The sequence below is a fragment of the Bariatricus massiliensis genome, assembly GCF_900086725.1.
GTDB lineage: Bacteria > Bacillota > Clostridia > Lachnospirales > Lachnospiraceae > Allocoprococcus > Allocoprococcus massiliensis.
This window is the reverse complement of record NZ_LT574837.1, coordinates 778,227-802,531: the sequence shown is the minus strand read 5'-3', so window position 1 is coordinate 802,531 and position 24,305 is coordinate 778,227. Positions and strand designations below refer to the sequence as shown.

21 protein-coding genes are annotated in these 24,305 nt (G+C 47.4%); 16 read left to right on the top strand and 5 right to left on the bottom strand.

Annotated features, from left to right (window positions below; all coding sequences use genetic code 11):
- Positions 1–8 precede the first annotated feature (8 nt).
- Genes BN6465_RS09965 through dnaB form a run of 3 tightly spaced genes read left to right on the top strand, consistent with a single transcriptional unit; the run spans position 9 to position 3,867 of the window.
- The gene (locus BN6465_RS09965; protein WP_066734142.1) at positions 9–2,057 is read left to right on the top strand and encodes a DHH family phosphoesterase; all 2,049 of its coding nucleotides are present in this window, start codon (positions 9–11) and stop codon (positions 2,055–2,057) included.
- Entirely contained in the window at positions 2,058–2,504 is a 447-nt protein-coding gene (gene rplI, locus BN6465_RS09960; protein ID WP_066734140.1) for a 50S ribosomal protein L9, read from the top strand.
- Positions 2,505–2,517: 13 nt separating this feature from the next.
- Positions 2,518–3,867, top strand: coding sequence for a replicative DNA helicase (dnaB, locus tag BN6465_RS09955; RefSeq protein ID WP_066734138.1), 1,350 nt, complete (start codon positions 2,518–2,520; stop codon positions 3,865–3,867).
- Between the two features lie 99 nt (positions 3,868–3,966).
- Here dnaB and BN6465_RS09950 read toward each other — a convergent pair whose 3' ends face one another.
- Together BN6465_RS09950 and BN6465_RS09945 are read right to left on the bottom strand one after the other, a co-directional pair.
- Entirely contained in the window at positions 3,967–4,587 is a 621-nt protein-coding gene (locus tag BN6465_RS09950) for a helix-turn-helix domain-containing protein (protein ID WP_066734136.1), read from the bottom strand.
- 304 nt (positions 4,588–4,891) lie between these two features.
- Complete coding sequence (locus tag BN6465_RS09945) at positions 4,892–5,062, bottom strand: DUF362 domain-containing protein (RefSeq protein ID WP_022319077.1); 171 nt, start codon at positions 5,060–5,062, stop codon at positions 4,892–4,894.
- Positions 5,063–5,314: 252 nt separating this feature from the next.
- On the opposite strand from BN6465_RS09945, the gene BN6465_RS09940 reads away from it, so the two are divergent.
- Positions 5,315–6,523: a substrate-binding domain-containing protein gene (locus tag BN6465_RS09940; protein ID WP_066734134.1), complete on the top strand. Its 1,209-nt coding sequence runs from the start codon at positions 5,315–5,317 to the stop codon at positions 6,521–6,523.
- Between the two features lie 95 nt (positions 6,524–6,618).
- Here BN6465_RS09940 and BN6465_RS09935 read toward each other — a convergent pair whose 3' ends face one another.
- From BN6465_RS09935 to BN6465_RS09925, 3 genes are read right to left on the bottom strand one after another with little or no spacing between them, the layout of a single operon-like run.
- A complete protein-coding gene (locus BN6465_RS09935) occupies positions 6,619–8,031 on the bottom strand; it encodes a HAMP domain-containing sensor histidine kinase (protein ID WP_066734132.1) in 1,413 nt (470 codons plus the stop codon).
- Positions 8,032–8,733: a response regulator transcription factor gene (locus BN6465_RS09930; RefSeq protein WP_066734129.1), complete on the bottom strand. Its 702-nt coding sequence runs from the start codon at positions 8,731–8,733 to the stop codon at positions 8,032–8,034. It lies immediately after the preceding gene.
- Positions 8,734–8,749: 16 nt separating this feature from the next.
- Positions 8,750–11,125 carry an endonuclease MutS2 gene (locus BN6465_RS09925; RefSeq protein WP_066735242.1) on the bottom strand — a complete coding sequence of 792 codons (2,376 nt, stop codon included), beginning with the start codon at positions 11,123–11,125 and terminating at the stop codon, positions 8,750–8,752.
- 176 nt (positions 11,126–11,301) lie between these two features.
- On the opposite strand from BN6465_RS09925, the gene BN6465_RS09920 reads away from it, so the two are divergent.
- The 12 genes from BN6465_RS09920 to BN6465_RS09865 all read left to right on the top strand — a co-directional run bounded on the left by BN6465_RS09920 (position 11,302) and on the right by BN6465_RS09865 (position 24,284).
- Positions 11,302–12,636: a S1C family serine protease gene (locus BN6465_RS09920; RefSeq protein WP_066734126.1), complete on the top strand. Its 1,335-nt coding sequence runs from the start codon at positions 11,302–11,304 to the stop codon at positions 12,634–12,636.
- 53 nt (positions 12,637–12,689) lie between these two features.
- Positions 12,690–13,631 carry a 3'-5' exoribonuclease YhaM family protein gene (locus BN6465_RS09915; protein WP_066734124.1) on the top strand — a complete coding sequence of 314 codons (942 nt, stop codon included), beginning with the start codon at positions 12,690–12,692 and terminating at the stop codon, positions 13,629–13,631.
- A gap of 82 nt (positions 13,632–13,713) precedes the next feature.
- Positions 13,714–15,108: a 23S rRNA (uracil(1939)-C(5))-methyltransferase RlmD gene (gene rlmD / locus BN6465_RS09910; protein WP_066734122.1), complete on the top strand. Its 1,395-nt coding sequence runs from the start codon at positions 13,714–13,716 to the stop codon at positions 15,106–15,108.
- Between the two features lie 249 nt (positions 15,109–15,357).
- Positions 15,358–18,669 carry a VaFE repeat-containing surface-anchored protein gene (locus tag BN6465_RS09905; protein ID WP_066734120.1) on the top strand — a complete coding sequence of 1,104 codons (3,312 nt, stop codon included), beginning with the start codon at positions 15,358–15,360 and terminating at the stop codon, positions 18,667–18,669.
- Between the two features lie 212 nt (positions 18,670–18,881).
- Positions 18,882–19,196, top strand: a complete 315-nt coding sequence (locus tag BN6465_RS09900; RefSeq protein WP_018597326.1) for a YdcP family protein — start codon at positions 18,882–18,884, stop codon at positions 19,194–19,196.
- 15 nt (positions 19,197–19,211) lie between these two features.
- Positions 19,212–19,610 (top strand): YdcP family protein, encoded by a 399-nt coding sequence (locus BN6465_RS09895; protein ID WP_066734117.1) that lies wholly within the window; start codon positions 19,212–19,214, stop codon positions 19,608–19,610.
- A 38-nt stretch (positions 19,611–19,648) separates the two neighbouring features.
- The gene (locus tag BN6465_RS09890) at positions 19,649–20,437 is read left to right on the top strand and encodes a Mom family adenine methylcarbamoylation protein (RefSeq protein ID WP_456297801.1); all 789 of its coding nucleotides are present in this window, start codon (positions 19,649–19,651) and stop codon (positions 20,435–20,437) included.
- Between the two features lie 12 nt (positions 20,438–20,449).
- A complete protein-coding gene (locus BN6465_RS09885) occupies positions 20,450–21,856 on the top strand; it encodes an FtsK/SpoIIIE domain-containing protein (protein WP_066734111.1) in 1,407 nt (468 codons plus the stop codon).
- A 170-nt stretch (positions 21,857–22,026) separates the two neighbouring features.
- On the top strand, positions 22,027–23,244 hold the full coding sequence (mobT, locus tag BN6465_RS09880; RefSeq protein WP_066734109.1) for a MobT family relaxase: 1,218 nt from the start codon (positions 22,027–22,029) through the stop codon (positions 23,242–23,244).
- Between the two features lie 4 nt (positions 23,245–23,248).
- The gene (locus BN6465_RS09875; RefSeq protein WP_066734106.1) at positions 23,249–23,383 is read left to right on the top strand and encodes a DUF3789 domain-containing protein; all 135 of its coding nucleotides are present in this window, start codon (positions 23,249–23,251) and stop codon (positions 23,381–23,383) included.
- Positions 23,380–23,601, top strand: coding sequence for a hypothetical protein (locus tag BN6465_RS09870; RefSeq protein WP_002592295.1), 222 nt, complete (start codon positions 23,380–23,382; stop codon positions 23,599–23,601). The genes BN6465_RS09875 and BN6465_RS09870 overlap by 4 nt, the downstream gene beginning before the upstream one ends.
- A 74-nt stretch (positions 23,602–23,675) precedes the next feature.
- Positions 23,676–24,284: a hypothetical protein gene (locus BN6465_RS09865; RefSeq protein ID WP_066734105.1), complete on the top strand. Its 609-nt coding sequence runs from the start codon at positions 23,676–23,678 to the stop codon at positions 24,282–24,284.
- Positions 24,285–24,305: the final 21 nt, after the last annotated feature.

The following is a 24,305-nucleotide window of genomic DNA, read 5'->3' as shown; positions in this document are numbered from 1 at the left end:
GTGTAAAGATGAAACAGAACATCAAGTTAAAGGGACAACTTAGGCTATATATGCAGTGGCCGGCGATTATGACGGTTTTGCTGATTGCCATGAATATCTGGATATATAAGGCTGACAAGCGTGCAGGGGCTGCTATGAGTGTGTTTGTCATCATATATGCGGTGATCGTGGGGCTTTTGTATTTTTACAATAAGTCTTTGATTCTGGCTGACATGGTGGAATTCGCGGCACAGTATGGAATTGTCCAGAATACGTTGTTAAGGGAGTTATCGATTCCGTATGTTATTCTTTTGGACGACGGCAAGGTGCTGTGGATGAATACGCAGTTCAGGGAAGTTCTGGGAACAGATGTGAGGAAAGAGACGCATTTGAGCAAATATATACCAGAGCTGAACCGTGGAGTTTTCCCGAAGCAGGAGAATGAAAGTGTCAGTTTGGAATTCAGTTATAAGGACAAGGACTATCAGGCAGAGATACAGTGTGTTTCTGTAGAAGGGTTCAGCGAGACGGAGCAGCTTCTTGAGCTTCCTGCGGAGAAGGAATATTTTATTGCCATCCACCTTCAGGACGTGACAGAGCTGAACCAGTATATCCGCCAGAATGAGGAAGAGAAGCTGGTGGCAGGGCTTGTATACATTGATAATTATGATGAGGTCATGGAGAGTGTGGAGGAGGTGCGTCAGTCCCTTCTGGTAGCGCTCATTGACCGGAAAATCAATCAGTATATCTCTGCGCTGGATGGTATCGTCAAGAAGCTGGAGAAGGATAAGTATTTTATTGTTATTAAAAAGCGCAGTTTTGAGATGATGGCGGATGACCGGTTCTCACTGCTGGAAGATGTGAAGAATGTCAACATAGGTAATCAGGTTCCGGTTACCTTGAGCATAGGGCTGGGAATGAGCACGGATACTTATGCTGTAGGGTATAACTTTGCGCGTGTCGCTATCGATTTAGCGTTGGCACGAGGCGGCGATCAGGCCGTTGTGAAGAACAGTAAGGGAATTTCATATTACGGCGGCAAGCGGGAGCAGATGTCCAAAAACACACGTGTCAAGGCACGTGTCAAGGCGGAGGCGCTGCGTGAGTTTATGATAGCGAAAGACCGCGTTATCGTCATGGGGCATAAGATGACGGATGTGGATTCCTTCGGGGCGGCAATCGGTATTTACCGAGCCGCGGCGGCGATGGAGAAAAAGGTCAATATCGTATTGAACGATATTTCCATGACGTTGAGGCCGCTCTACGAAGCATTTAAGAACAATACCGCTTATCCGGAGAATCTGTTCGTCAATTCTTACGAGGCGGAGGAACTGGCGGACGAGAATACGATGGTTGTAGTCGTAGATACGAACAAGCCTAAGATGACAGAATGTGAACGTCTCCTGAAATTAACGAAGACGATAGCCGTACTCGACCACCACCGCCAGAGTGATGAAGTGATTGAAAATGCGGTTCTTTCCTATATTGAGCCATATGCTTCATCTGCTTGTGAGATGGTTGCAGAGGTACTGCAATATATTGGAGATGACTTGAAGCTTACCTCTATGGAGGCCAACAGCCTCTATGCGGGTATATTAGTAGATACAAACAACTTTGTGGCCAGAACGGGCGTGCGTACTTTTGAGGCTGCAGCCTATCTGAGACGATGCGGAGCGGACATCACTTATGTGAGAAAGCTTCTCCGGGATGATATGCTGTCCTACCGTGCCAAGGCCGCAATTATCAGCAGCGCAGAGGTTTACCGGGATGTATTTGCTATCGCCAGAGGTGAACGGCTGAACATCGAAAGCCCGACAATTATCGGGGCACAGGCAGCCAACGAGCTTCTGGATATCGAGGAGATAAAGGCCTCCTTTGTACTGACGGAATATAACGGTAAGATTTATGTGAGCGCCCGCTCTATTGATGAAGTAAACGTCCAGATTATTATGGAGAGAATGGGAGGCGGGGGCCATATCAATACAGCCGGAGCCCAGTTCGAGCATACGGACATGGAAAGGGCTATAGATGCCTTGAAGAATACAATTAATATTATGATAGAAGAGGGAGATATTTAGATGAAGGTTATATTGTTAGAAGATGTAAAGTCACTTGGAAAAAAGGGCGAGATTGTGAATGTAAGCGACGGATATGCTAGAAATATGATTCTGCCAAAAAAGCTGGGGCTTGAGGCTACAAGTAAGAATCTCAATGATTTAAAGCTGAAAAAGCAGAATGAAGAGAAAATCGCACAGGAGAATCTGGAAGCGGCCAAGGCGCTGGCAGCTGAGATAGAGGCGGGCAAGGTAGAGCTTTCTATTAAGACGGGAGAGGGCGGCAGGACATTTGGCTCTGTCTCTTCCAAGGAAATCGCTGAGGCTGTGAAGGCACAGATGAATCTGGATGTGGATAAGAAGAAAATCCAGATGAAGGAGCCCATAAAGTCTCTGGGCGTACATCTGGTGGCGGTAAAGCTGCACCCACAGGTGACAGCAGAGTTGAAAGTACATGTAGGCGAAGCTTAGGGGGAGTCTCAAGATGGATGAAGCACTCATTAAACGAGTACCGCCGCACAGTATTGAAGCAGAGCAGTCCGTTGTAGGGGCCATGCTGATGGATAAGGATGCCATCACCAGTGCGGCAGAGATTATCTGCGGGGATGATTTTTATCAAACAGCATATGGAGTGATTTTCGATTCCGTGGTGGAACTTTTTAATGAGGGAAAGCCTGTTGACTTGATTACACTTCAGGACAGGCTGAAGGAGAAGGATGTGCCGGAGGAAATCAGTAGTCTGGAATTTGTCAGGGAGCTGGTAGCGGCGGTTCCAACTTCGGCTAATGTGAAATATTATGCAGAGATTGTCGCGGAAAAGGCGATGCTCCGCAAAATGATTAAGATGAATGAAGAGATAGCCAATGCCTGCTATATCGCTAAGGAGCCGGTGGAGGCTATTATGGAGCGGACCGAGAAGAAAGTATTCGAACTGGTCCAGAACCGCGGGAGCGGTGATTATGTACCGATTAAACAGGTTGTTCTCAACGCTCTGGAGAAGATAGAGAAGGCGTCTAAGAGTAAGGGGACTGTGACCGGTATTCCCACGGGATTTATCGATTTGGATTATAAGATGTCCGGTCTGCAGCCTTCGGACTTGATTTTGGTAGCCGCCCGTCCTTCTATGGGAAAGACGGCCTTCGTGCTGAACATTGCCCAGCATGTGGCGTTCAAGCAGAATAAGACAGTTGCCATATTCAGTCTGGAAATGTCAAAGGAGCAGCTGGTGAACCGTCTCTTTTCTTTGGAGTCCTACGTGGACGCTCAAGCGCTCAGAAGCGGAAACTTAAAGGATTCTGACTGGGAGAAGCTGATAGAAGGGGCAGGCACAATCGGACGTTCTAATCTGATCATAGATGACACTCCGGGTATTTCCATCTCGGAGATGCGCTCTAAATGCAGGAAATATAAGCTGGAGCATAATCTGGAGCTGATTATCATCGACTACCTTCAGTTGATGAGCGGAAGTGTAGGCGGGCGCAGTGAGTCCAGACAGCAGGAGATATCTGATATTTCCCGTTCGCTGAAATCTTTGGCCAGAGAGCTGCACGTTCCGGTCATTTCCCTGTCTCAGTTGAGCCGGGCGGTAGAGCAAAGGCCGGATCACCGTCCTATGCTGTCCGACCTCCGTGAATCAGGAGCTATCGAGCAGGACGCCGACGTGGTAATGTTTATTTACCGTGATGACTATTATAATAAGGACACGGAGCATATCAATGAGGCGGAGATTATCATTGCCAAGCAGAGGAACGGTCCCATCGGTACTGTTGTGCTGACCTGGCTGCCTCAATATACCAAGTTTGCGAATTCGCAGAGGAAAGTGGAAGAGGATTGATGTTTTATAGTATCACATGAAGAAAGAGCTGTATGTTTTGGAGTGGGTGTTCTGCCGGGTAGCAGGGTGAGTATTCCAAAACATCAGCTCTTTTTGAAATTAGGACTCTCCGAAAATTTTACGGAGATAACGGGACGGTGCCGGTCTCGAGGCTTCTTTGCGGATAGTCTGCTGCTGGCGGATAAGATGGTCCAGTTTCCGAAAACGGTCTTCTTCCTGACGATCCTTTGCCTGCAGAAGGAAATCCATATCCTTTGCCACTTTTTCCGTGACACCTTTGCAGATGTTCTCTTCCAGAATTTTATTGTTTTGCAGCATTACGTTCTGCATGACAGAAGTAAGCATTGCCTCTGCCTGCCGGTAATCGGGAGTGAGCTCCAGAACTTCCGGCTGCACATTAGTCTGTAATTGTTTATCGTTATGTACTGAATTACTGTCTGAATTGACAGGTGTGCTTATCGGATGGCGTTTCGCCTTGAGTTGTTCTTTGGCACGAAGCATGTCCGGGATGACTCCCTTTAATTCCTTGAGCTGCATGCCTTGTTCTTTGAGTTCTTTGATACAGCAAAAAAGCTGTATATCTTCTTCCGTATAGTGCCGATGCCCCATTTCGGTACGGCCGATGGGAAGGTTAAGTTCTTCTTCCCAGTAACGCAGAACATGGGATTCTACTCCCACACGTTTCGCGGTCTCCGAAATCATATAATGAACGTCGCCCATACGATACCCCCTTACTACTGCTTGTCCCCAGAATGGTTTATGAAACATTAAGATATTAAAAAGTTTCTGAGGTGTTTTCTTTAACAACTTTATTTTAACACAATATGCGGGAAATGACAGAAGAATCGTTCGACAAATAAGGAGAGCCTTTGTCATGATAATATAAAAAAGACAAGCATTACCGCGCAAAGTCGGGAATCTTGTCTTTTTATAGTAATTAACCGGACTTGCAGCCGCTAAAGGACGGTAAGCCGGGCGCGGACGTGTATCGTCCACGCTATTTTATTTGACTGCTGTCTGAAAATTAACCCTGAGAAATAGCTCCTGTCGGGCACTGTGCTGCACAAGCACCACAATCTACACAAGCGTCAGCGTCGATTTCGTAATGGTCTGCTCCCTGAGAGATTGCTCCTACTGGACATTCTGCTTCGCAAGCGCCACAGCTTACGCATTCATCTGAAATTACATGTGCCATGATATGTATCCTCCTTTTCTATTGAACAGTTGTTACTGTTTTGCATGACTCTATTCTAATACATCTTATTCAAATATACAAGGGTATTTTATGCTCAAAATTAGGAACATTATATACAGTAGGTTATACGATACACAAAATTTTCATGAATTCTTAAGAAATATTTTTACCTTTTTTCACCGTTATGGTGTATAGTGATTACTGTATGAATTTGTATGAATTAGCATGATTTGCGAAATGAGGCGATAGGTTATGAATAAACGATGGGGGATTTTGGCTGCGGCGTTGTGTGCGTCATTGGTCTTTGGCGGATGTCAGAAAGAATCCTTGAATGACGGAGATACAGGCGAGACGAATACAAATAAAACCGACAGCAAAGTGAATGAGAAGCAGAGTAATCTGGATGTACTTCAGCCATTGGCTTACGGCAATGTAAACGGACTAAACCTTGAGCCGGGGACTACGCTCTCCATTATTGGAAGGGGCAGTTCTTCTGCATATTGGAAGGAAGTGGAGGCAGGCGCTAAACAGGCTGTTGCCGATATGAACAAGGCTCTTGGATATAAAGGGGAAGATAAAGTAAAGCTTACCTATTCTGCACCGGGCACGGAGAACGATGTGGACGATCAGGTGAATATATTGGATGAAGAGCTGGCGAGATATCCTGCGGCGGTAGGTATTGCCGCGGTAGACTCCGGGGCATGTGCCGTGCAGTTTGATCTGGCGGCGGAGAATAATATTCCGATCGTGGCTTTTGATTCAGGGGTAGATTATCAGGATATCGCAGCTATGGTAGATACGAACAATCTGGAGGCGGCGGCCACAGCGGCCAGAAAGCTCTGCGACAGCATTGATGACGAGGGAGAGATTGCCCTTTTTGTCCATGACTCTAAGTCTACCTCGGCAAAGGAACGGGAAAAAGGCTTCCTAGATGAGATTACACAGAATCATCCAAATGTGAAGGTAGTTAAAGTATATCACTTAGATGAACTGGAGGAGATGCAGAAAGAGATCGCAGGCGTCCCGGAAAGCGGGGAACAGCCAGATACAGAAGAGCCTGCGGAGGGAGCAGACGCGCCGGAGAGTGAGGCTGACAGCGGAAGCGATATCACACAGGAAGAAGTAGTGAAGTACATTCTGGAGAAGAATCCGTCTATCAAAGGCTGCTATACGACGAATGAAGAAGCCGCTAAGCTGGCGGTAGAGGCTTGTGAGTCTCTTGAGAGAGAAGACATGAAGGTTATAAGCTTCGACGGCGGCAAGGATCAGCTCGAGCTCTTGAAAGAGGAGAAGCTGGAAGGACTGATTGTACAGAATCCGTACGGGATTGGATATGCTACTGTAGTGGCATGCGCGCGGGCCGTTCTCGGTCAGGGAAATGAGGCGGTTGTAGACGCGGGATATACATGGGTAACCAAGGATAATATGGAGGACGCGCCCATTGCCCGCATGATGTATTAAGTTAAAAGATATCGATTTATTATATAATTAAGGCAGTCTTATATTTACGGAATACACCGAAAATATAAGGCTGCCTTTTCTTTGTGTCCAATTAATTACTGCTTATCTCTTGGGAGTGAGAATATGAACTCGGTTCCTACCCCTTCTGTACTGATTACATTAATGTTTTCATTGTGAGCCTGAATGATTTCCTTTACTATAGAAAGCCCTAGACCGGTTCCCTTCTTGTCCTTGCCTCTGGAGAGGTCAGTCTTATAAAAACGTTCCCAGATTTTGTTGATGCTGTTTTTCGGGATTCCAATGCCGTAATCTTTGACAGAGATGTAGACTTTTTCACCCCGTTCTGTTGTCTCGACGGTGATAGAGGAGTCGGCGTTGCTGAATTTGATCGCGTTGTCAATCAGGTTATACAATACCTGCTGGATTTTCCTCTGGTCAGCATAGACCGTCAAGTAGCGGGAGGCAAAGAGGAGTTCGATTGAGATTTTTTTACTTGTGCAGGTTCCTTCAAATGCCGCCGCCGTGTTTTTTATCATCTCATGTATATCAAAGACCGACTTGTCTAAGAGCAGGTCTTTGGTGTCGAACTCATTCAAAGTCAGCAGATCGCTTGTCAGGTCTGTCAGCCGTTCTGTCTCAAATAAAATGATTTTTAAGTATTTATCCTGTAATTCGGGCGGGATTGTTCCGTCGGCCATAGCTTCTATGTAGCCTTTAATGGAGGTGAGTGGAGAGCGGAAATCATGGGACACATTTGCCACAAATTTCTTTTGGTAATCCTCCATATCTTTCAACTGAGAAGACATATAGTTCAAAGAGGCGGACAGGTAACCCATCTCATCCTGTGTGTTGACTGGTATCACGACGTCCAGATCACCGGATGCGTACTGGGTGGCGGCATCCGTTATTTTTTTAAGTGGACGGTAGATCAGAAGATGAATCCCTAAAAATATAATAAAAGAGAGTAGATAAATTACGAGTACAACAACATAAGTATTGCGCATAATCGTAAATCTGGCCTCCTCCACGGCCGAGTAAGGCTTGTGAATCAACAGATAACCTTTTGTGGAGAAGCCTTGTGTTACCGGGGCGATTACCGTGATCATATCTTGCTCAAAATAACCATGGTAATCACCAACCTGATAAGGGGAGCTTCCTCCTTCGGCTGGGTCAAAATTATGGATGGTGGAGGGGGTAAAGGCGACGTCCTCCGTCCGGGCGGAAGCAATCATTTCCCCTTCCCTGTCAACGAACCAGATATTAGAATCCAGATAGGCTTTCATGCCGGACAGCTGGTTATAGACGTCAGCAGACGTAATCGCGTCAGAAAAGTATCCGGGAAGATAGTCGGAGGCCACTAGGCTGGCCTCCTGATATAGGTTTCCTGATATATCGCTCTCCAGATAACTGGTAGTCAGGGCGGAAGAGAGCGCGCTGACTGTAAAGAGGCTCAGAAATCCGAAAATGATATAAATCAATATGAATTTCAGATACAACGTACTCCGCATTTATTTCACCTCAAATTTGTAACCGATACCCCAGACCGTACCAAGACTCCAGGTCGGATGGTCCTTGACTTTTTCCCGGAGACGCTTGATGTGGACATCGACGGTGCGGGTGTCTCCGATATATTCGTAACCCCATATTTGATCCAGAAGCTGCTCTCTTGTAAACACCTGATTTGGCGATGAGGCAAGAAAGTAAAGAAGTTCCAGTTCCTTGGGGGGCATATCCACATTTAATCCGTCTACCATGACCGAATAGTTGGTCAGGTTTATCACAATCCCCGGGTATTCCACGCATTTGCCCTTGTCATGTACCGGTTCTTCCGCTTTACAAGGCTGATAGCGGCGCAGTACTGCCTTCACACGGGCCACAAGTTCCTTGGAGTCAAATGGCTTCAACATGTAATCATCAGCGCCCAGCTCGAGTCCCAGAACTTTATCGAAAATCTCTCCCTTTGCGGAGAGCATGATAATCGGCACGCTGGATTTGCTGCGAATCTCACGGCATACCTGATATCCGTCGATGCCCGGGAGCATCAAATCCAGAAGAATCAGGTTGGGCTGATACCGCTCAAAGGCGGACAGGGCGTCCTCTCCGTCGTGTACCATCATGGTATCAAAGCACTCTTTGGTCAGATAGAGAGAAATCAACTCTGCTATATTTTCGTCGTCATCTACAATTAATATTTTCTGCTTAGCAATCACCCTAAATCGCCCTCCCTTATTTGAATTCTACAATAGTAACACCGGCGTCGCCTTCGCCAAATGCGCCGAGCCGGTAGGATTTCACATGTTTCTGCCGTTTCAGATACTGATGGATTCCGTTTCTGAGAGCGCCGGTACCCTTGCCGTGGACAATACGCACCGGGCTTAGGTGTGCTAAATAAGCGTCATCCAAATATTTGTCCAGCGCGGCAATCGCTTCGTCTACTGTCTTTCCCAGCAGGTTAATCTCAGAGCTGATGTGCATAGACTTGCCCATTTTCATCTTGCCGCCGGAGGTGCGCCGCATCTGCTTGGCGGTGAGAGTGAGAGGCTCTTCGATAATCTCTAAATCTGACATGTGGACTTGTGAGCGTAGGATTCCCATCTGCACGAACAGATTCCCTTTGGCGTCGGGAAGGGAACTGACGGTTCCGGTCAGATTCATGCTTAGTACACGGACCGAATCTCCCAGATGAAAATCGCTGGCTTTATGCTCTTTTTGTGGCTTCTTCTTCTCAAGTTCGCTCTTATTCTGCGTCTTTGCAAGCTGCTTGCGGATTCTTTCGCGCTCCCGCTCCATGTCAGCCGCGGAAATGCTTTCCTTTCCGAACTTCCGGAAGTTTTTCATGGTCTCATCGGCAAAGTCTTTGGCTTCACGCACGATAGCGCTCGCCTTTTCATTGGCCTCCTTGAGTATCCGCTCCCGCTGGGCATCCAGTTTTGCCTGCTTATCTTTGAGCTCCGACTTCAGCCGTTCAATTTCCCGGCGGTAGGCGGCGGCTTCATCCTTCTCCCGCTCAATCATCCTGCGGCTTGCCTCCAAATCGGTGAGAAGGTCTTCAAAGGATTCGTCCTGTTCGCTCAGATGCTGCTTTGCTTCCTGAATAATATAATCCGGCAGTCCCAGTTTCTCCGAAATGGCGAACGCATTACTCTTCCCGGGTATCCCTATCAGCAGATGGTAGGTGGGGCTTAGCGTCTCAATATTGAATTCGCAGCAGGCATTTTCAACGCCCGGTGTAGAGAGGGCGAACACCTTGAGTTCGCTGTAGTGGGTCGTGGCCATGGTACGTATGCCCCGGCTGTGAAGGTGTGACAATATGGAAATGGCAAGAGCCGCACCCTCTGTGGGGTCCGTCCCTGCGCCCAGCTCATCGAACAGAACAAGCGATTTTTCATCTACGGTCTGAAGGAAGGAGACAATATTCGTCATATGGGAGGAGAAGGTACTGAGGCTCTGCTCAATGCTCTGCTCATCGCCGATGTCTGCGTAGACCTGTTCAAACACCGCTAATTCAGAACGGTCAAGGGCGGGGATATGAAGCCCTGCCTGCCCCATGAGGGTAAACAGCCCCACTGTTTTCAAGGATACGGTCTTTCCTCCAGTATTAGGCCCTGTTACGATCAGAAGATCAAAAGTATCCCCTAGTGTGACCGTGATAGGAACCACCTTTTTCTTGTCAAGCAGGGGGTGCCTGCCTTCCCGGATGTGAATGCGCCCTTCGGTATTGAAAATAGGACGGCTGGCATTCATATCCAGAGCCAAAGCGCCTCTTGCAAAAATGGTGTCCAGCTCGGTCAGCATCTGGTAGTTGGTGCGGATCTCCCCAATATACTCAGCGGCGTCGACACTTAAGCGGGCCAGAATCACTTGAATTTCCTCCTGCTCCTGCCCATAAAGTTCTTTTAAATCATTGTTCAGCTTTACAACGGCCATAGGTTCCATAAAAAGAGTGGAGCCGGTGGCGGACTGGTCGTGAATCATACCGTTCACCTGATTGCGGTACTCTGCCTTCACGGGCAGACAGTAGCGGTCCCCACGCATTGTAATAATCGCGTCCTGCAGGTATGTGCGCCAAGAACCGTTGACCAGCCCATTCAGTGTAGAGTGAATCTTATCATTCATACCCGCGATGCTGCGGCGGATCTGCTTTAACCGTGAACTGGCATCGTCGCTGATCTCCTCCTCACTGATGATGCAGCGGTCGATCTCGGCGCTTAAAGCTGCCAGAGGGGAGAGCTGCTCAAAGTACACATCCAGACAGTCCGCCAGTTCGTCCACCGTATCATGGCGGCCGTAAGCCTTGGCCCGGCCCGCGGTCTTCAGAAGCTTGCCGATGCGGAGAAGCTCGGCTGCATTCAGCGCACTGCCGATCTCCAAACGCATAAGGGAATCATGCACCACATAGCATCCGCTGAAAGAGAGATGTCCCTTTTTGACAATGCGGGTGAAGGCGGCCTGAGTCTGTTCTTGAGCGGTATTGACGGCTCCTATATCTGTCATAGGCTTCAAACCGCGGCAGGCCTGTTTACCGCCCGGAGAGGACGCGTGCTCTGAGAGCAAATCTATAATTTTTTGGAATTCTAATTTATTTAAGGTCTTTTGATTCATCATTTATTACTCCCTTGTATTTGTAACCACGTGTATGGCTTTATTTTAACTTATTTATACTTGAAATGAAAGTAAAAAGGAGAAATTTTGATTATGATTGAACATTTGTCTGGAATCATGTATACTTAAACATATGGGTGCTGCTTAAAACTCTTTGTAAATGAAGGAGAAATGCAATGTCTGATGAGCTGAAACACAATCAGGAACAGGGTAGTAGTGAGACTGAGAACAAGGAAGAATCTGCAGCGGCAGAAGAGGCAGGACAGGAAGAACAGTATTCTTTCCTTCAAGAGACGTTTAAAGACGAACAGAAAAATAGAAAAAATATGCACGGTAGTATTTGGAAGACAGCAGGCAGAGGGCTTCTCTTTGGGGCGGCGGCTTGTCTGGCTTTTTGTGCTTTAAAACCATTCATAGAATCCAGAATAGGGAACAATCCTGATGTGGTCACGATTCCAGCCGATGATACGGCCGAGGAAGATAAGGCCAAGGAGGAGGGGGAAGACGGCGCAGAGGAGGAAGCGCCGGTGCTGCCGTCTCTGACAGTGGACAGTTATCGTGAGATGAACCGGGAGCTGTACCAGATAGCCGTTGCCTCCAGCAAGGCGGTCGTAGAGGTCACCGGTATTCAAGAGGGGAACTGGGAGGACACGAACTTTGATGAAAAGAACAGTGTCTCCGGCGTTATTTTCTACGATAACGGCATAGAGCTTCTCATGCTCGCGCCCTCCAGAATTATCAAGGACGCGCAGGGATTTACGGTCACATTTACCGACAATACATCCTATTCAGCAACCATAAAGAAACAGGACCGCAATCTTGGTCTGGCGGTATTTTCTGTAGTGAGAAATAAAGTCTCCGAGTCAACTTGGGCGCAGATTCAAGTTGCCACATTGGGGAATTCCAATATTGTCAACCGGGGCGACCCGATGATTGCGCTGGGCAAGCAGTTCGGCTATGTGGGAGGCCTCGGCTACGGTACGGTCAGCTCCGTGCGGAATAAGGTGGCAGTGGCGGACGGAGAATATAAGCTATTGACTACGGATATTGCGGCGGCTGAAAATGGCAGCGGGATACTGTTCAACACCAACGGCGAAGTCATAGGTATCGCGGATCAAAAGATATCTGACGGGCCAAGCAACGCGCTGGTGACGGCATACGCTATCTCAGATATCAAAGACTGCCTAGAGCTTTTATCCAACGGCAAAGCCGTACCATATCTGGGAATCAAGGGCGTGGAAGTGACGGAGAACATCGCGCAGGAGCAGGGACTTCCGGAAGGCATTTATGTGAAGGAAGTGGAGGCTGACTCTCCTGCCATGCAGGCCGGCATCCAGAGCGGAGATGTGATTACGAAGATTGGAAAGACTACCGTGACCACGCTCAGCGGATATCGAAAGAGCCTTCTCGATTGTACTTCCGGGCAGCCGCTCAAAGTCAACGGACAGAGGCAGGGCGCTTCTGGTTATGTGGAAATCAGCTTCGATGTGACGGTGGGAAGTAAAGAATAAATATAGCGTGCCCATGGCAGTAACAGAATAGAATATTAGAAAGAGGAACTTACATGAGATATATCAATACATTACACGAAGGCGAGACTATCAGAAATATTTATCTTTGTAAAGGGAAACGAAGTGCGGAGACCCGCAACGGGAAGCCGTATGACAATCTGATTCTTCAGGATAAGACGGGTACTCTGGACGGTAAGATATGGGATCCTAACTCCAGCGGTATCGCCGACTATGACGAAAAAGATTTTATAGAAGTCTTTGGAGACGTTATCAGCTACAACGGGAATCTCCAACTGAATATCAGACAGCTCCGCGTGGCCCGTGAGGAGGAGTATACTCCGGCAGACTTTATGCCCACCAGTGAAAAGAGTGTGGAGGGGATGTATGCGGAACTGATGAAGTATGGCGCTCAGGTGGAAAATCCTTACCTCCAAAAGATTATTCAATACTATTTTGTGGAGAATGAAGCCTTTATCCGCCGTTTTCAAGGCCATTCGGCGGCAAAGAGCGTACACCATGGATTCGCGGGCGGTCTGCTGGAACATACGCTGAGTGTAGTGAAACTGTGCGAGTATTTTGTAGGGGCTTATCCGATATTGAACAGAGATTTACTGTACACTGCGGCCATGTGCCACGATATCGGAAAGACGGAAGAATTATCATCCTTCCCGGACAATGATTATACAGACGACGGGCAGCTGCTGGGACATATTGTTATCGGTGTAGAGATGATGGACGACGCAATCCGCACCATCGACGGATTCCCAAGAAGGCTGGCAAGCGAATTGAAGCATTGCATTATTGCCCATCACGGCGAGCTGGAGTATGGTTCTCCGAAGAAGCCTGCACTTGCCGAGGCGCTGGCCCTTAATTTTGCGGACTGTACCGATGCAAAGATGCAGACGCTGACAGAGATTTTCAAGGATAAAGAGGGAACGGACTGGCTCGGATATAACCGGCTGTTTGAGTCCAATCTGAGGAAGACCAGCATTTAGGTGGAGCAGTTTGTAAATAGTAGTTTTGAACATACAAAAGGGCGGAGGAGACTCGCCCTTTTATTTTAACATAGGAGAGTTTATGAAGAAAAATGAACGTGTCGTGGTGACAATCACAGATATGGGAGTGAACGGAGAAGGAATCGGCAAGGTCGATGGTTATACGTTGTTTGTAAAAGATGCGGTAATCGGTGACGTGGCGGAGGTTCTGGTGACTAAGGCGAAGAAGCAGTACGGATATGGGAGGCTGATGAAACTTGTGGCACCTTCGCCGGACAGGGTAGAGCCTGTATGCGGTGTAGCCCGCCAGTGTGGGGGATGCCAGATCCAAATGCTTTCGTATGAGAAGCAATTGGAATTCAAACAGAATAAAGTGCGGGGCAACCTTATACGCCTCGGTGGTTTTGACGCAGAGCTGATTGACAGCATTATGGAGCCTATCGGCGGAATGAAGGAACCCTTTCATTATCGGAATAAGGCACAGTATCCAATCGGATCTGACAAGGAGGGGAATCTCATAGCGGGCTTTTATGCCGGAAGGACTCATCAGATTATCCCTAATCTGGACTGTGTGATTGGTTCTGAGGTGAACATGCCTATCCTGAAAAAGGTGCTGGAATTTATGAAACGGAATGGGTTACAGGCTTATGAGGAACAATCGGGCCGGGGACTTGTACGTCATGTGCTGATTCGGCGGGGATTCCGTACCGGAGAGATTATGGTCTGCCTTGTGCTCAATGGAACGAAACTTCCGTCTGCCGAGGACTTGGTGCGCTCTCTCCGCGAGATTGAGGGGATGACCAGCATTACGGTCAGCGTAAATAGAGAGAAGACGAATGTAATTATGGGAAGTGAGATTCATCTACTCTGGGGGCAGGATTATATTACCGATTATATCGGTAATGTAAAATATCAGATTTCTCCGCTTTCTTTTTATCAGGTGAATCCGGTACAGACGGAAGTGCTGTATGGACAGGCACTTGCATATGCCGGCCTTACAGGAAATGAAGTGGTATGGGATGTGTATTGCGGGATTGGAACCATTTCCCTCTTCTTGGCTCAGAAGGCCGGGAAAGTCTATGGCGTGGAAGTAGTGCCGCAGGCTATTGAGGACGCGCGGAAAAATGCAGAGATAAATGGAATAGAAAATGCAGAGTTCTTTGTGGGCAAGGCTGAGGAAGTACTGCCTGAGTATTATGCACGGTATGAGAGAGAGCATGACGGTGAGACGGCTAGGGCAGATGTGATTGTGGTGGATCCGCCGAGGAAAGGGTGCGAGGAAAGCGTGCTGCGGACTATGGTGGAGATGCGGCCGGAGCGGATTGTGTATGTGAGTTGCGATTCTGCGACACTGGCTAGGGATTTGAAAATGCTTTGCCAGTGGGGGTATGAGATGAAGAAGTGGAGGGCGATTGATATGTTTCCGCATTCGGGGCATGTGGAGACTATAGTGTTGATACAAAGAAAAACTATGTAGAAATCCTTAATTTTAGGCACTTTTTCAAGCATATGGTGTTTACTGGCGACGGTGAAAAATACAGAAATAAGGTCATAAAAGATTACATCAATGTTTCTGTGGTAGTTGATATAGAGTGTGGAGATACAACAGAATAAGATTTACAAAGAGGGTACTGGATAACAACAGTATCCCTTTCTTACGTTTGGGCGTTCAGAAATGAGCGTCTATTTTTTTACCCAAAATCACGAAAGGAGGATTTACAACGATATGAAAAAGATTATGAACCATCTGCTTGCTGGCGTACTAAGTCTGGCTGCGGTATTCACAACCTTACCAGCTTCACAGGTACAGGCTGCGGAGAAGCAATACTGGACAGACGCACAGGAAAAGGCAGGCTATGTAGAAAAAGTCATGAATGATGGCAGTATCGGTTCTACATTCCATGAGGGCATTATGCAGGTGGAGGGCGAAACCGCTTACTGTATTGACATCAACACAGATTTTCAGTCCGGCTACAAGACACGTTCGGACGCAAGTTCCCGTATGAGTGCCGACCAGATTGCTGACGTTGCCCTCTCACTGGAATACGTCAAACAGTATGCAGCCAGCCACAAGGAGCTGAATTACAAACAGGTCTATCTATTGGAGCAATGCGTTGTCTGGCAGCGTTTGAGCGTGCATTTAGGATGGAGCTGCGACAATGTACGAGCTGCCTATGACGAGGTATCCAAAGCAGTACAGGACGAGGTATACGCTGGCGCAAAGGCATTTGTAAAAGCCAACAAAGGACGCTATGACTGCGGCGGCTATATCTATTCCGGCGACGGGCAGGAATTAGGACAGTTCTGGGCGAAGCTGGATGTGGGAAATGCGGCACTTCAAAAGGTGTCCTCCAATCCCACCATTACCAACGGAAACAACAGCTATTCCCTTGCTGGTGCGACATATGGTATCTTTGCTGATAAAGGCTGCAAGGAACAGCTTGCCACCCTTACGACAGATAAGGACGGGAACACCGAAGCGGTGGAGGTAAAGGCTGGCAAAGTCTATATCAAAGAGCTGTCCGTTCCGGCTGCAGGTTTCCAATTAGACAAGACGGTATATCCCTTGACCGTCAAAGCTGGTGAAACATCCGCCTTGAAAGTCAGAGATACACCCAAAGTCACAACCACATTGATTGAGCTTTTTAAGATAGACATGGAAACATCAAAGGGAGCGGCACAGGGGGCAGCTTCTTTGGAGGGGGCAGAGTTTGTCTGGAATTATTATGACGGCGACTACAACAAAGATAATCTGCCAGCAAAGCCGACCCGTACATGGACTACAAAGACCGTGGCTGAAAAAGGCAGCGACGGAACTACCCATTACATCACAAAGCTGGCAGACCGCTACAAGGTATCCGGCGACAGCTTCTACTTACAGAATGGCGTGCCATGTCTGCCGCTTGGAACACTGACCGTATCTGAAAGTAAGAGTCCGACAGGCTACTTGTTGGAGGGTGCGTATATGCAGGCGAACGGCAGCGAGGAACAAATCAAAGGCATGTATCTGGCACAGATTACCGAAGATGGAGAACTGGCTGTACTTACAGGCAGCAACCAGTATTCCGTTTCTGACAAGGTTATCCGTGGCGGCGTGAAAGTCCAGAAGCGTGACCTTGAAACAAAGGACACGAAGCCACAGGGCGGTGCGACCTTGAAAGATACAGAGTTTACCATCACCAGCCTAAATGAGAACGCTGTGCTGGTGGATGGCAAGCTCTACAACAAAGGCGAGGTTGTAAAAACCATCCTTACAGGCATTGACGGTATCGCTTCTACGGCTGCGGATACACTGCCTTATGGAACATACCGCCTAGATGAAAGCAAGAGTCCGGCAGGATATTTGACGACGGGTGCGGTTTCCCGTGAGTTTAGCATCAAGGAAAATGGCAAAATCGTGGATTTGACTGGTGCGGAACAATCCATCTACAACCAGATCAAGCGTGGAGACATTGAGGGCGTGAAAATTGGCGACAGTACACACAAGCGTCTTGCTGACGTTCCATTCCGCATTACCAGCAAGAACACAGGTGAGAGCCATGTTGTCGTGACTGATAAAAACGGTCAGTTCTCCACTGCTGCTGACTGGGTATCCCACAAGCAGAATACCAACAGGGGCAAGACCAGCGAGGACGGTATCTGGTTCGGCATATCTGAACCTGACGACTCCAAAGGTGCGCTGCTTTACGATACCTACGAGATTGAGGAATTGCGCTGTGACAGCAACAAAGGCTTCAAACTCATTCCGGCTTTTGAGATTGTGGTATCCAGAGATAAGGTAGTCATTGACTTGGGAACGCTCACGGATGATTACGAGAAAAAAATCTCTATCCATACCACGGCTGCGGATAAAGCTACGGGCGAGAAAGCAATCGTTGCCGGTAAAGAGGTCACGATTGTGGATACAGTTACGCTGGACGGTCTGAAAAAAGGCACAAAGTACCAGCTCAAAGGCTGGCAGATGGTAAAGGACGAAAACACCGAGCTTCTTGTTGATGGTGAGCGTGTAGAAAGTGAATACACATTTACAGCCGACGGGCAGACGGTATCCATCAAAGAGCGTGTAATTAAAATCCATACCACTGCTGCGGACAAAGCCACGGGCGAGAAAGTAATCGTTGCTGGCAAGGAGGTCACAATCATGGATACGGTCACGCTGGACGGTCTGGAAGTGGGTACAAAATACCAGCTCAAAGGCTGGCAGATGGTAAAGGATGAAAACACCGAGCTTCTCATGGATGGCAAGCGTGTGGAGAGTGATTATACATTTACTGCCGATAAGGAGGAAATGAAAGTGGAGGTCGCCTTTACATTCAATGCTTCTGCCCTTGGCGGCAAGAACTTGGTAACGTTTGAAGAACTCTACGACATCACCAATCCCGACGAGCCTGTAAAAGTCACGGAACATAAAGACATAGAGGACGAGGGGCAGACGGTGCTTATCACAGAGCGCATCATCAAAATCCATACTAATGCCGCCAGCAAAGACGGTGAAAAAGTCATAGAAGCTGGCAAAGAGGTTACAATCGTGGATACGGTCACGCTGGATGGTCTGGAAGTGGGTACAAAGTACCAGCTCAAAGGCTGGCAGATGGTAAAAGATGAAAAAGCCGAGCTTCTCATGGATGGCAAGCGTGTAGAGAATGACTATATATTCACCGCTGCCGATACAAAAATGGAGGTGGAGATTGTCTTTACATTCGACGCTTCAAAGTTGGGCGGCAAGCAGCTTGTGACCTTTGAGGAACTCTACGACATCACCAATACCGACGAACCTGTAAAAGTCACAGAACATAAGGACATCACAGACAAAGGGCAGACGGTCACAATCAAGGAAGTGCCGGAAACGCCTGCGCCCGAAGAACCAAAGAAACCGGAAACACCAGACACACCGAGCCATAAGGTGACGGACTCCCCCAAAACGGGTGACAACACCAATGCGGCTGCCTTTGCTGTCCTGCTTGGACTCTCTGCGGCTAGTCTTGTCTTTGCAGCCTATAAGAAACGCCGTTCCATGAAGCATGACAGTGATAAATAAGATGTGAGGTGACTGTCTATGAAGCTGCATACACCCTCACCGCCTACTGGATGGTTCAAACTGCCGGATAAAACCTTTACACTGTTTCTTTTCTGTCAATCGTTTTTTTGATTGATAGAAAAAAACAGTCCACTAGGGGGTATGGGGGATTGTAGCTCCCCCATGCTCTTCCTTTAAAGCTACGCACATAAAAAGAAAAGAGGTAAACACATATGGAATTAAAACACGTAATCCCTAACATGGAAAAGACATTCGGAAACTTGGAATATGCTGGAGAGGGCAAGACCGAGCAGCGCCGGGTAAACGGGCGCATGACGGTCATTTCCCGAAGTTTCAATCTGTACTCTGACGTACAGAGAGCGGACGACATTATTGTTGTCCTGCCTGCTTCTGCCGGGGAGAAAAATTTCGAGGTAGAGGAAAAGGTAAAACTTATCAACCCGAAAATCACGGCTGACGGTTACAAAATCGGCACCCGTGGATTTACCAACTATATCCTGTCCGCTGACGACATGGTGAAAGCATAAGGAGGTCATGAGATTATGAGATTAGCAAACGGAATTATCATTGACAAGGAAAAGACATTCGGGGTGTTGAAATTCTCTGCCCTTAGACGTGAGGTACACATCCAAAATGAAGATGGTACGGTATCCGAGGAAATCAAGGAGCGCACCTATGATTTAAAGTCCAGAGGACAGGGGCGCATGATACAGGTGAGTATCCCTGCTTCTGTGCCATTAAAGGAATTTGACTACAATGCCGAGGTGGAGATCATCAACCCTGTGGCAGATACGGTGGCGACCGCCACGTTTCAAGGGGCAGACGTTGACTGGTACATCAAAGCCGACGATATTATATTGAAGAATAAAGGCGGTCAGCCAGCAGCCAACCCACAGAACCATAACCAGCAGCCGAGAAAGGACAATCCCAACGGAAAATAAGCCTCTTTATTGGATTTTGACAAAGGGCAGAAAGGAGAATTAAATTTATTGAGCATTTAGCAATACGGGAAATCCCCAAAGATACGGCGGTTGCTTTCATACGGGAGTACCACTATTCCAAAGTGATACCACGGCTCTGTGTCTACTTCTTGGGGATTTATCATGAAAACCGATTAACGGGGGTTGTGGAACTTGGATGGGGCACGCAACCCTTACAGACCATCCGCAAGATTTTCCCACAGCATGAGCTGGTGACATCCGATTATCTGGAAATCGGGAAAATGTGCTTTCTACCAGAAATGAACCATAATCAGTATTTTGGCAGCCTTGCCCTCTCCGCTTTGATAAAGTGGCTACGGGTGAACACAGGCTGCCTTTTTCTATACACCCTTGCGGATGGCATTGAGGGAAAATGCGGTTATGTGTATCAAGCTTCTAACTTCTACTACCTTGGCAGCTTCAAGACGAGCGTATACCGTGACCGGGAAACGGGCGAAAAGATACATCCCCGAAGTGCCAGAATACTACTGGAAGAAAATGCCCGTATGGATGGCGTAAAGAAGCGGCACTGGCTGACCCATGCGTTTTGTGAGTACAAAGGGATAGAGAAGATCAACGGACTTATGTTCCGTTATATCTACCCACTGGCAAAAGAAGCAAGGCAGATTTTAAACGCCTATCCCTGTTACGCCAGACACCACTATCCCAAAGATGGCAGCCTGCTGTTTCAAAGACGGGTTTCTAACAGAGTCTATGAAACCATCCGGCAGCCGCATTTTGATAAGAACACCTGCCGCTATAACACACAGGACTATAACCACTGTTGAAAAGGAGGACTTATGCAACTTTACAAACACTATAAAGGCAACCGTATCCGAGCCAGTGACAGGTCGCTGGTGGTGCGGTCATTGTGCGGTCGGCTGGCGAGCCTGCTCCTTGCGGTCGTACTGCTTTTAAATATCAATACGCTGCTGCATACGGACTGGAACACGGTTTCGCTATTTCACAATGGCAGCATAAAGCTCACGGTCACACCGTACATGATAGTATCTCTCATAGCAGCGGTGATGGTGTGCGCCTTAGCTGCGATCCTGTACGCCCGCTACCAGCCGGACAGGATAAAGCAGCTCTGTCACCGTCAAAAGCTGTCACGGATGATACTGGAAAATGGCTGGTATGAGTCCGAGCAGTCACAGGATGGCGGCTTTTTCAAAGACCTGCCAGCCAGCAGGTCAAAGGAGAAGATCACCCACTTTCCCAAAGTGTATTACCGCCTAGATAACGGACTTATTCACATACTGGCAGAAATCACCTTGGGAAAATATCAAGACCAGCTCCTGCACTTGGAAAAGAAGCTGGAAACAGGCTTGTACTGTGAGCTGGTTTCCAAAGAACTGAAAGACAGCTTTGTGGAATATGTGCTGCTCTATGACACCATTGCCAACCGTATCACCATAGACGAGGTACAGGCGGCAGGTGGCAGCCTGCGGCTCATGAAAAATGTGTATTGGGAATATGACAAGCTCCCTCATATGCTGATTGCTGGCGGCACTGGCGGCGGTAAGACCTACTTTATCCTTACCATCATAGAAGCACTCCTGCGTACCAACGCCAAACTGTATATGCTTGACCCTAAGAACGCCGACCTTGCCGACCTGTCCGCTGTCATGCCCGGAGTCTACTACCGAAAGGAGGAAATCACAGACTGTATCGACCGCTTTTATGATAGCATGATGGAACGGAGCGAAACCATGAAGCTCATGGACGGTTACAAGACAGGGGAAAACTATGCCTATTTAGGTCTGCCGCCCCACTTCCTCATTTTTGATGAATACGTGGCTTTTATGGAAATGCTGACGACAAAGGAAAACGCTTTGGTCTTGAATAAGCTGAAACAGATCGTCATGCTTGGTCGGCAGGCAGGATATTTTCTTATTCTCGCCTGCCAGCGACCCGACGCAAAATATTTGGGTGACGGTATCCGTGACCAGTTTAATTTCAGAGTGGCACTTGGAAGAATGTCAGAGCTTGGATACTCCATGATGTTCGGAGAAGTGGACAAGGACTTTTTTCTGAAACAGATCAAAGGGCGTGGCTACGTGGATGTGGGTATAAGTGTCATATCAGAGTTTTACACTCCCCTTGTACCCAAAGGGCATGACTTCCTAAGAGAGATTGGACAGCTCATGCAGAACAGGCAGGACGGACAGGCGGCGTGCGGAGCGAAAGCCGCTGGTACGGACTAGCTGTGTTGGGGCGGCTTGCCGCCACAACCATACGCCCCTCGGTATCTAACAGAGGGGCACAAATACAACAGGAAACAGTCACAAAAGTTGGGAAAGTCCTTGAAATATAAGGACTTTTTCCACTTTCAAAGGGTGTCAACTGGAACGCTTTTAGTTGACACTTTTTCAGATTGGAGGGATTTTTACTGAATGATACAGACTGGATAAAGGAATTTAAGGAAAAGCGGCTGGCATATGGTGTTTCACAAAACAAGCTGGCGGTGGCGGCTGGCATTACCCGTCAGTACCTTAACAGGTTAGAGTCTGGCGGTGTTGCCCCCAGCAGCGAAATCAAGGAAAACCTGCTGAAAGCTCTGGAACGGTACAATCCAGAAACGCCGCTTACCATGCTGTTTGACTATGTGAGGATACGGTTTCCCACCACGGACGTGAAATTCGTGGTCGAAGCCATCCTCAAATTGAAGCTGGATTTTATGATACATGAGGACTTTGGCTTTTACTCCTACCCAGAGCATTACTACATGGGTGATATTTTTGTGTTAGTATCCCCCGAACAGGAAAAAGGGGTGCTGCTGGAACTGAAAGGAAAAGGCTGCCGCCAGTTTGAAAACTTTCTGCTGGCACAGCATAGGAGCTGGTACGACTTCTTTATGGACGCTCTCTGCGAGGGCGGCGTATGCAAGCGGATAGACCTTGCCATCAACGATATGGCAGGAATACTGGACATTCCAGAGCTGACCGCAAAATGCAGGAATGAGGAATGTATTTCCGTGTTCCGAAGTTTCAAGTCCTACCGCTCTGGGGAGCTGGTGCAGAGCCACGAAGAAAACAAGTCCAGCATGGGGCACACGCTCTATATCGGCTCGCTGAAATCAGAAGTCTATTTCTGCGTATACGAGAAAGATTACGAGCAGTATGTGAAATACGATATTCCCATTGAGGAAACGCCCATTAAGAACCGCTTTGAAATCCGCTTAAAAAATGAGCGTGCCTATTATGCGGTGCGTGACCTGCTGACTTACCATGACGCTGAACGCACTGCTTTTTCAATCATCAACCGCTATGTGCGGTTTGCCGACAAGGACGAAAAAAAACGGCGAAGTGAATGGCAGACGAATGACCGCTGGGCGTGGTTTATCGGTGAGGATCGTGGGCGGCTGAAACTGACGATCAAACCAGAACCGTATGACTTCCAGCGTACATTGAACTGGCTGGCAAGGCAGGTCGCCCCCACCTTGCAGGTAGCTGAAAAGCTGGATAAACAGAATAACACGACGGTCATTAAAGATATGGTGAAAAATGCGAAGCTCACCGACCGACTGGAAAAGGTCTTGCAGCAGCTATCCGTCACCGTGGATGAAATGACCGTCAAAGACAAGGAGGAATAGGAAAATGTGGCATTTATTATTTGACCTGCTGCTGGTGTCAGCAGGCATGGGAATGGGTGTGGTGCTTATGTGTATCCTGCAAGTGGGAAAAGAAGCAGATACCCACTTAGAAGAAATGGAAAGGAGCAATGACAAATGAATTTTGGACAGAATTTATACAACTGGTTTTTGAGTAACGCACAGAGCCTTGTGCTTATGGCAATCGTGGTAATCGGTATTTACTTAGGCTTTAAGCGTGAGTTTAGTAAGCTGATTGGCTTTCTGGTGATTGCCTTAATCGCTGTCGGTCTGGTGTTCAACGCTGGCGGCGTAAAAGACGTACTCTTAAACCTGTTTAATAAAATTATTGGGGCATAAACCAATATTGATTGTTCTTCTTGTTACCAAATGTTATACTACAAGCGGAATGATAAGTGAAAGGTGGAATAAATGTGTTGGAAAAAATAAATGCCATTCGTGTAGCATTGGAAAAAGAATGTTACTTACCTGCATTAGCACTTGCTTTGACACTTCCAGATATTTGTGGACAAATTGAGTATCCCGAACTTATTAGAAAAAATGGTAGCAGGCTTGTAGGACAGCAGTATAAAAAATGGTTTAAGGAATGGGTTGGACACTATTATGCAGACCATACTGGATTTAAGCAGAATGGTAAATATCCAAAAAATCCTTATTTTACAGACGAAATGTGCTATCAATTACGCTGTGCATATCTTCATTCTGGAAATTCAGATATTGATGAATTTGGGGAAAAAGAAGATAAACAGTTTAAATACATATATCATTTCAGTTTATCTGTGAATGGTGGCGAAAGCTACGGCACATGGTGGGAAGAACCTCAACTAAATGTTGATAAAATGTTCAAGCATAGAACTGTGTGTATAGATGTTGTAAAGCTATGCGAATTTCTCTGTTGTGCTGCCGAAAAGTATTATAATACTAAAGAAGATAAAAAGGTATTTTATGAACATCAAATATCAATAACGGATATTCAAAGAAAAGCCTTTGAAATTCAAAAATTAAATTCAAGAAATAAGTAAGGTATCAAGCAGTAAATCATA

Bases quoted from the DNA above. Each gene is read 5' to 3' on its own strand.
- BN6465_RS09945 (WP_022319077.1), bottom strand. From the start codon at position 5,062: ATGGCACATGTAATTTCAGATGAATGCGTAAGCTGTGGCGCTTGCGAA.
- BN6465_RS09965 (WP_066734142.1), top strand. From the start codon at position 9: ATGAAACAGAACATCAAGTTAAAGGGACAACTTAGGCTATATATGCAG.
- rplI (WP_066734140.1), top strand. From the start codon at position 2,058: ATGAAGGTTATATTGTTAGAAGATGTAAAGTCACTTGGAAAAAAGGGC.
- BN6465_RS09900 (WP_018597326.1), top strand. From the start codon at position 18,882: ATGGAATTAAAACACGTAATCCCTAACATGGAAAAGACATTCGGAAAC.
- BN6465_RS09885 (WP_066734111.1), top strand. From the start codon at position 20,450: ATGCAACTTTACAAACACTATAAAGGCAACCGTATCCGAGCCAGTGAC.
- BN6465_RS09915 (WP_066734124.1), top strand. From the start codon at position 12,690: ATGAGATATATCAATACATTACACGAAGGCGAGACTATCAGAAATATT.
- rlmD (WP_066734122.1), top strand. From the start codon at position 13,714: ATGAAGAAAAATGAACGTGTCGTGGTGACAATCACAGATATGGGAGTG.
- BN6465_RS09935 (WP_066734132.1), bottom strand. From the start codon at position 8,031: ATGCGGAGTACGTTGTATCTGAAATTCATATTGATTTATATCATTTTC.
- dnaB (WP_066734138.1), top strand. From the start codon at position 2,518: ATGGATGAAGCACTCATTAAACGAGTACCGCCGCACAGTATTGAAGCA.
- BN6465_RS09905 (WP_066734120.1), top strand. From the start codon at position 15,358: ATGAAAAAGATTATGAACCATCTGCTTGCTGGCGTACTAAGTCTGGCT.
- BN6465_RS09940 (WP_066734134.1), top strand. From the start codon at position 5,315: ATGAATAAACGATGGGGGATTTTGGCTGCGGCGTTGTGTGCGTCATTG.
- BN6465_RS09920 (WP_066734126.1), top strand. From the start codon at position 11,302: ATGTCTGATGAGCTGAAACACAATCAGGAACAGGGTAGTAGTGAGACT.
- BN6465_RS09950 (WP_066734136.1), bottom strand. From the start codon at position 4,587: ATGGGCGACGTTCATTATATGATTTCGGAGACCGCGAAACGTGTGGGA.
- BN6465_RS09875 (WP_066734106.1), top strand. From the start codon at position 23,249: ATGTGGCATTTATTATTTGACCTGCTGCTGGTGTCAGCAGGCATGGGA.
- BN6465_RS09895 (WP_066734117.1), top strand. From the start codon at position 19,212: ATGAGATTAGCAAACGGAATTATCATTGACAAGGAAAAGACATTCGGG.
- BN6465_RS09870 (WP_002592295.1), top strand. From the start codon at position 23,380: ATGAATTTTGGACAGAATTTATACAACTGGTTTTTGAGTAACGCACAG.
- BN6465_RS09925 (WP_066735242.1), bottom strand. From the start codon at position 11,125: ATGAATCAAAAGACCTTAAATAAATTAGAATTCCAAAAAATTATAGAT.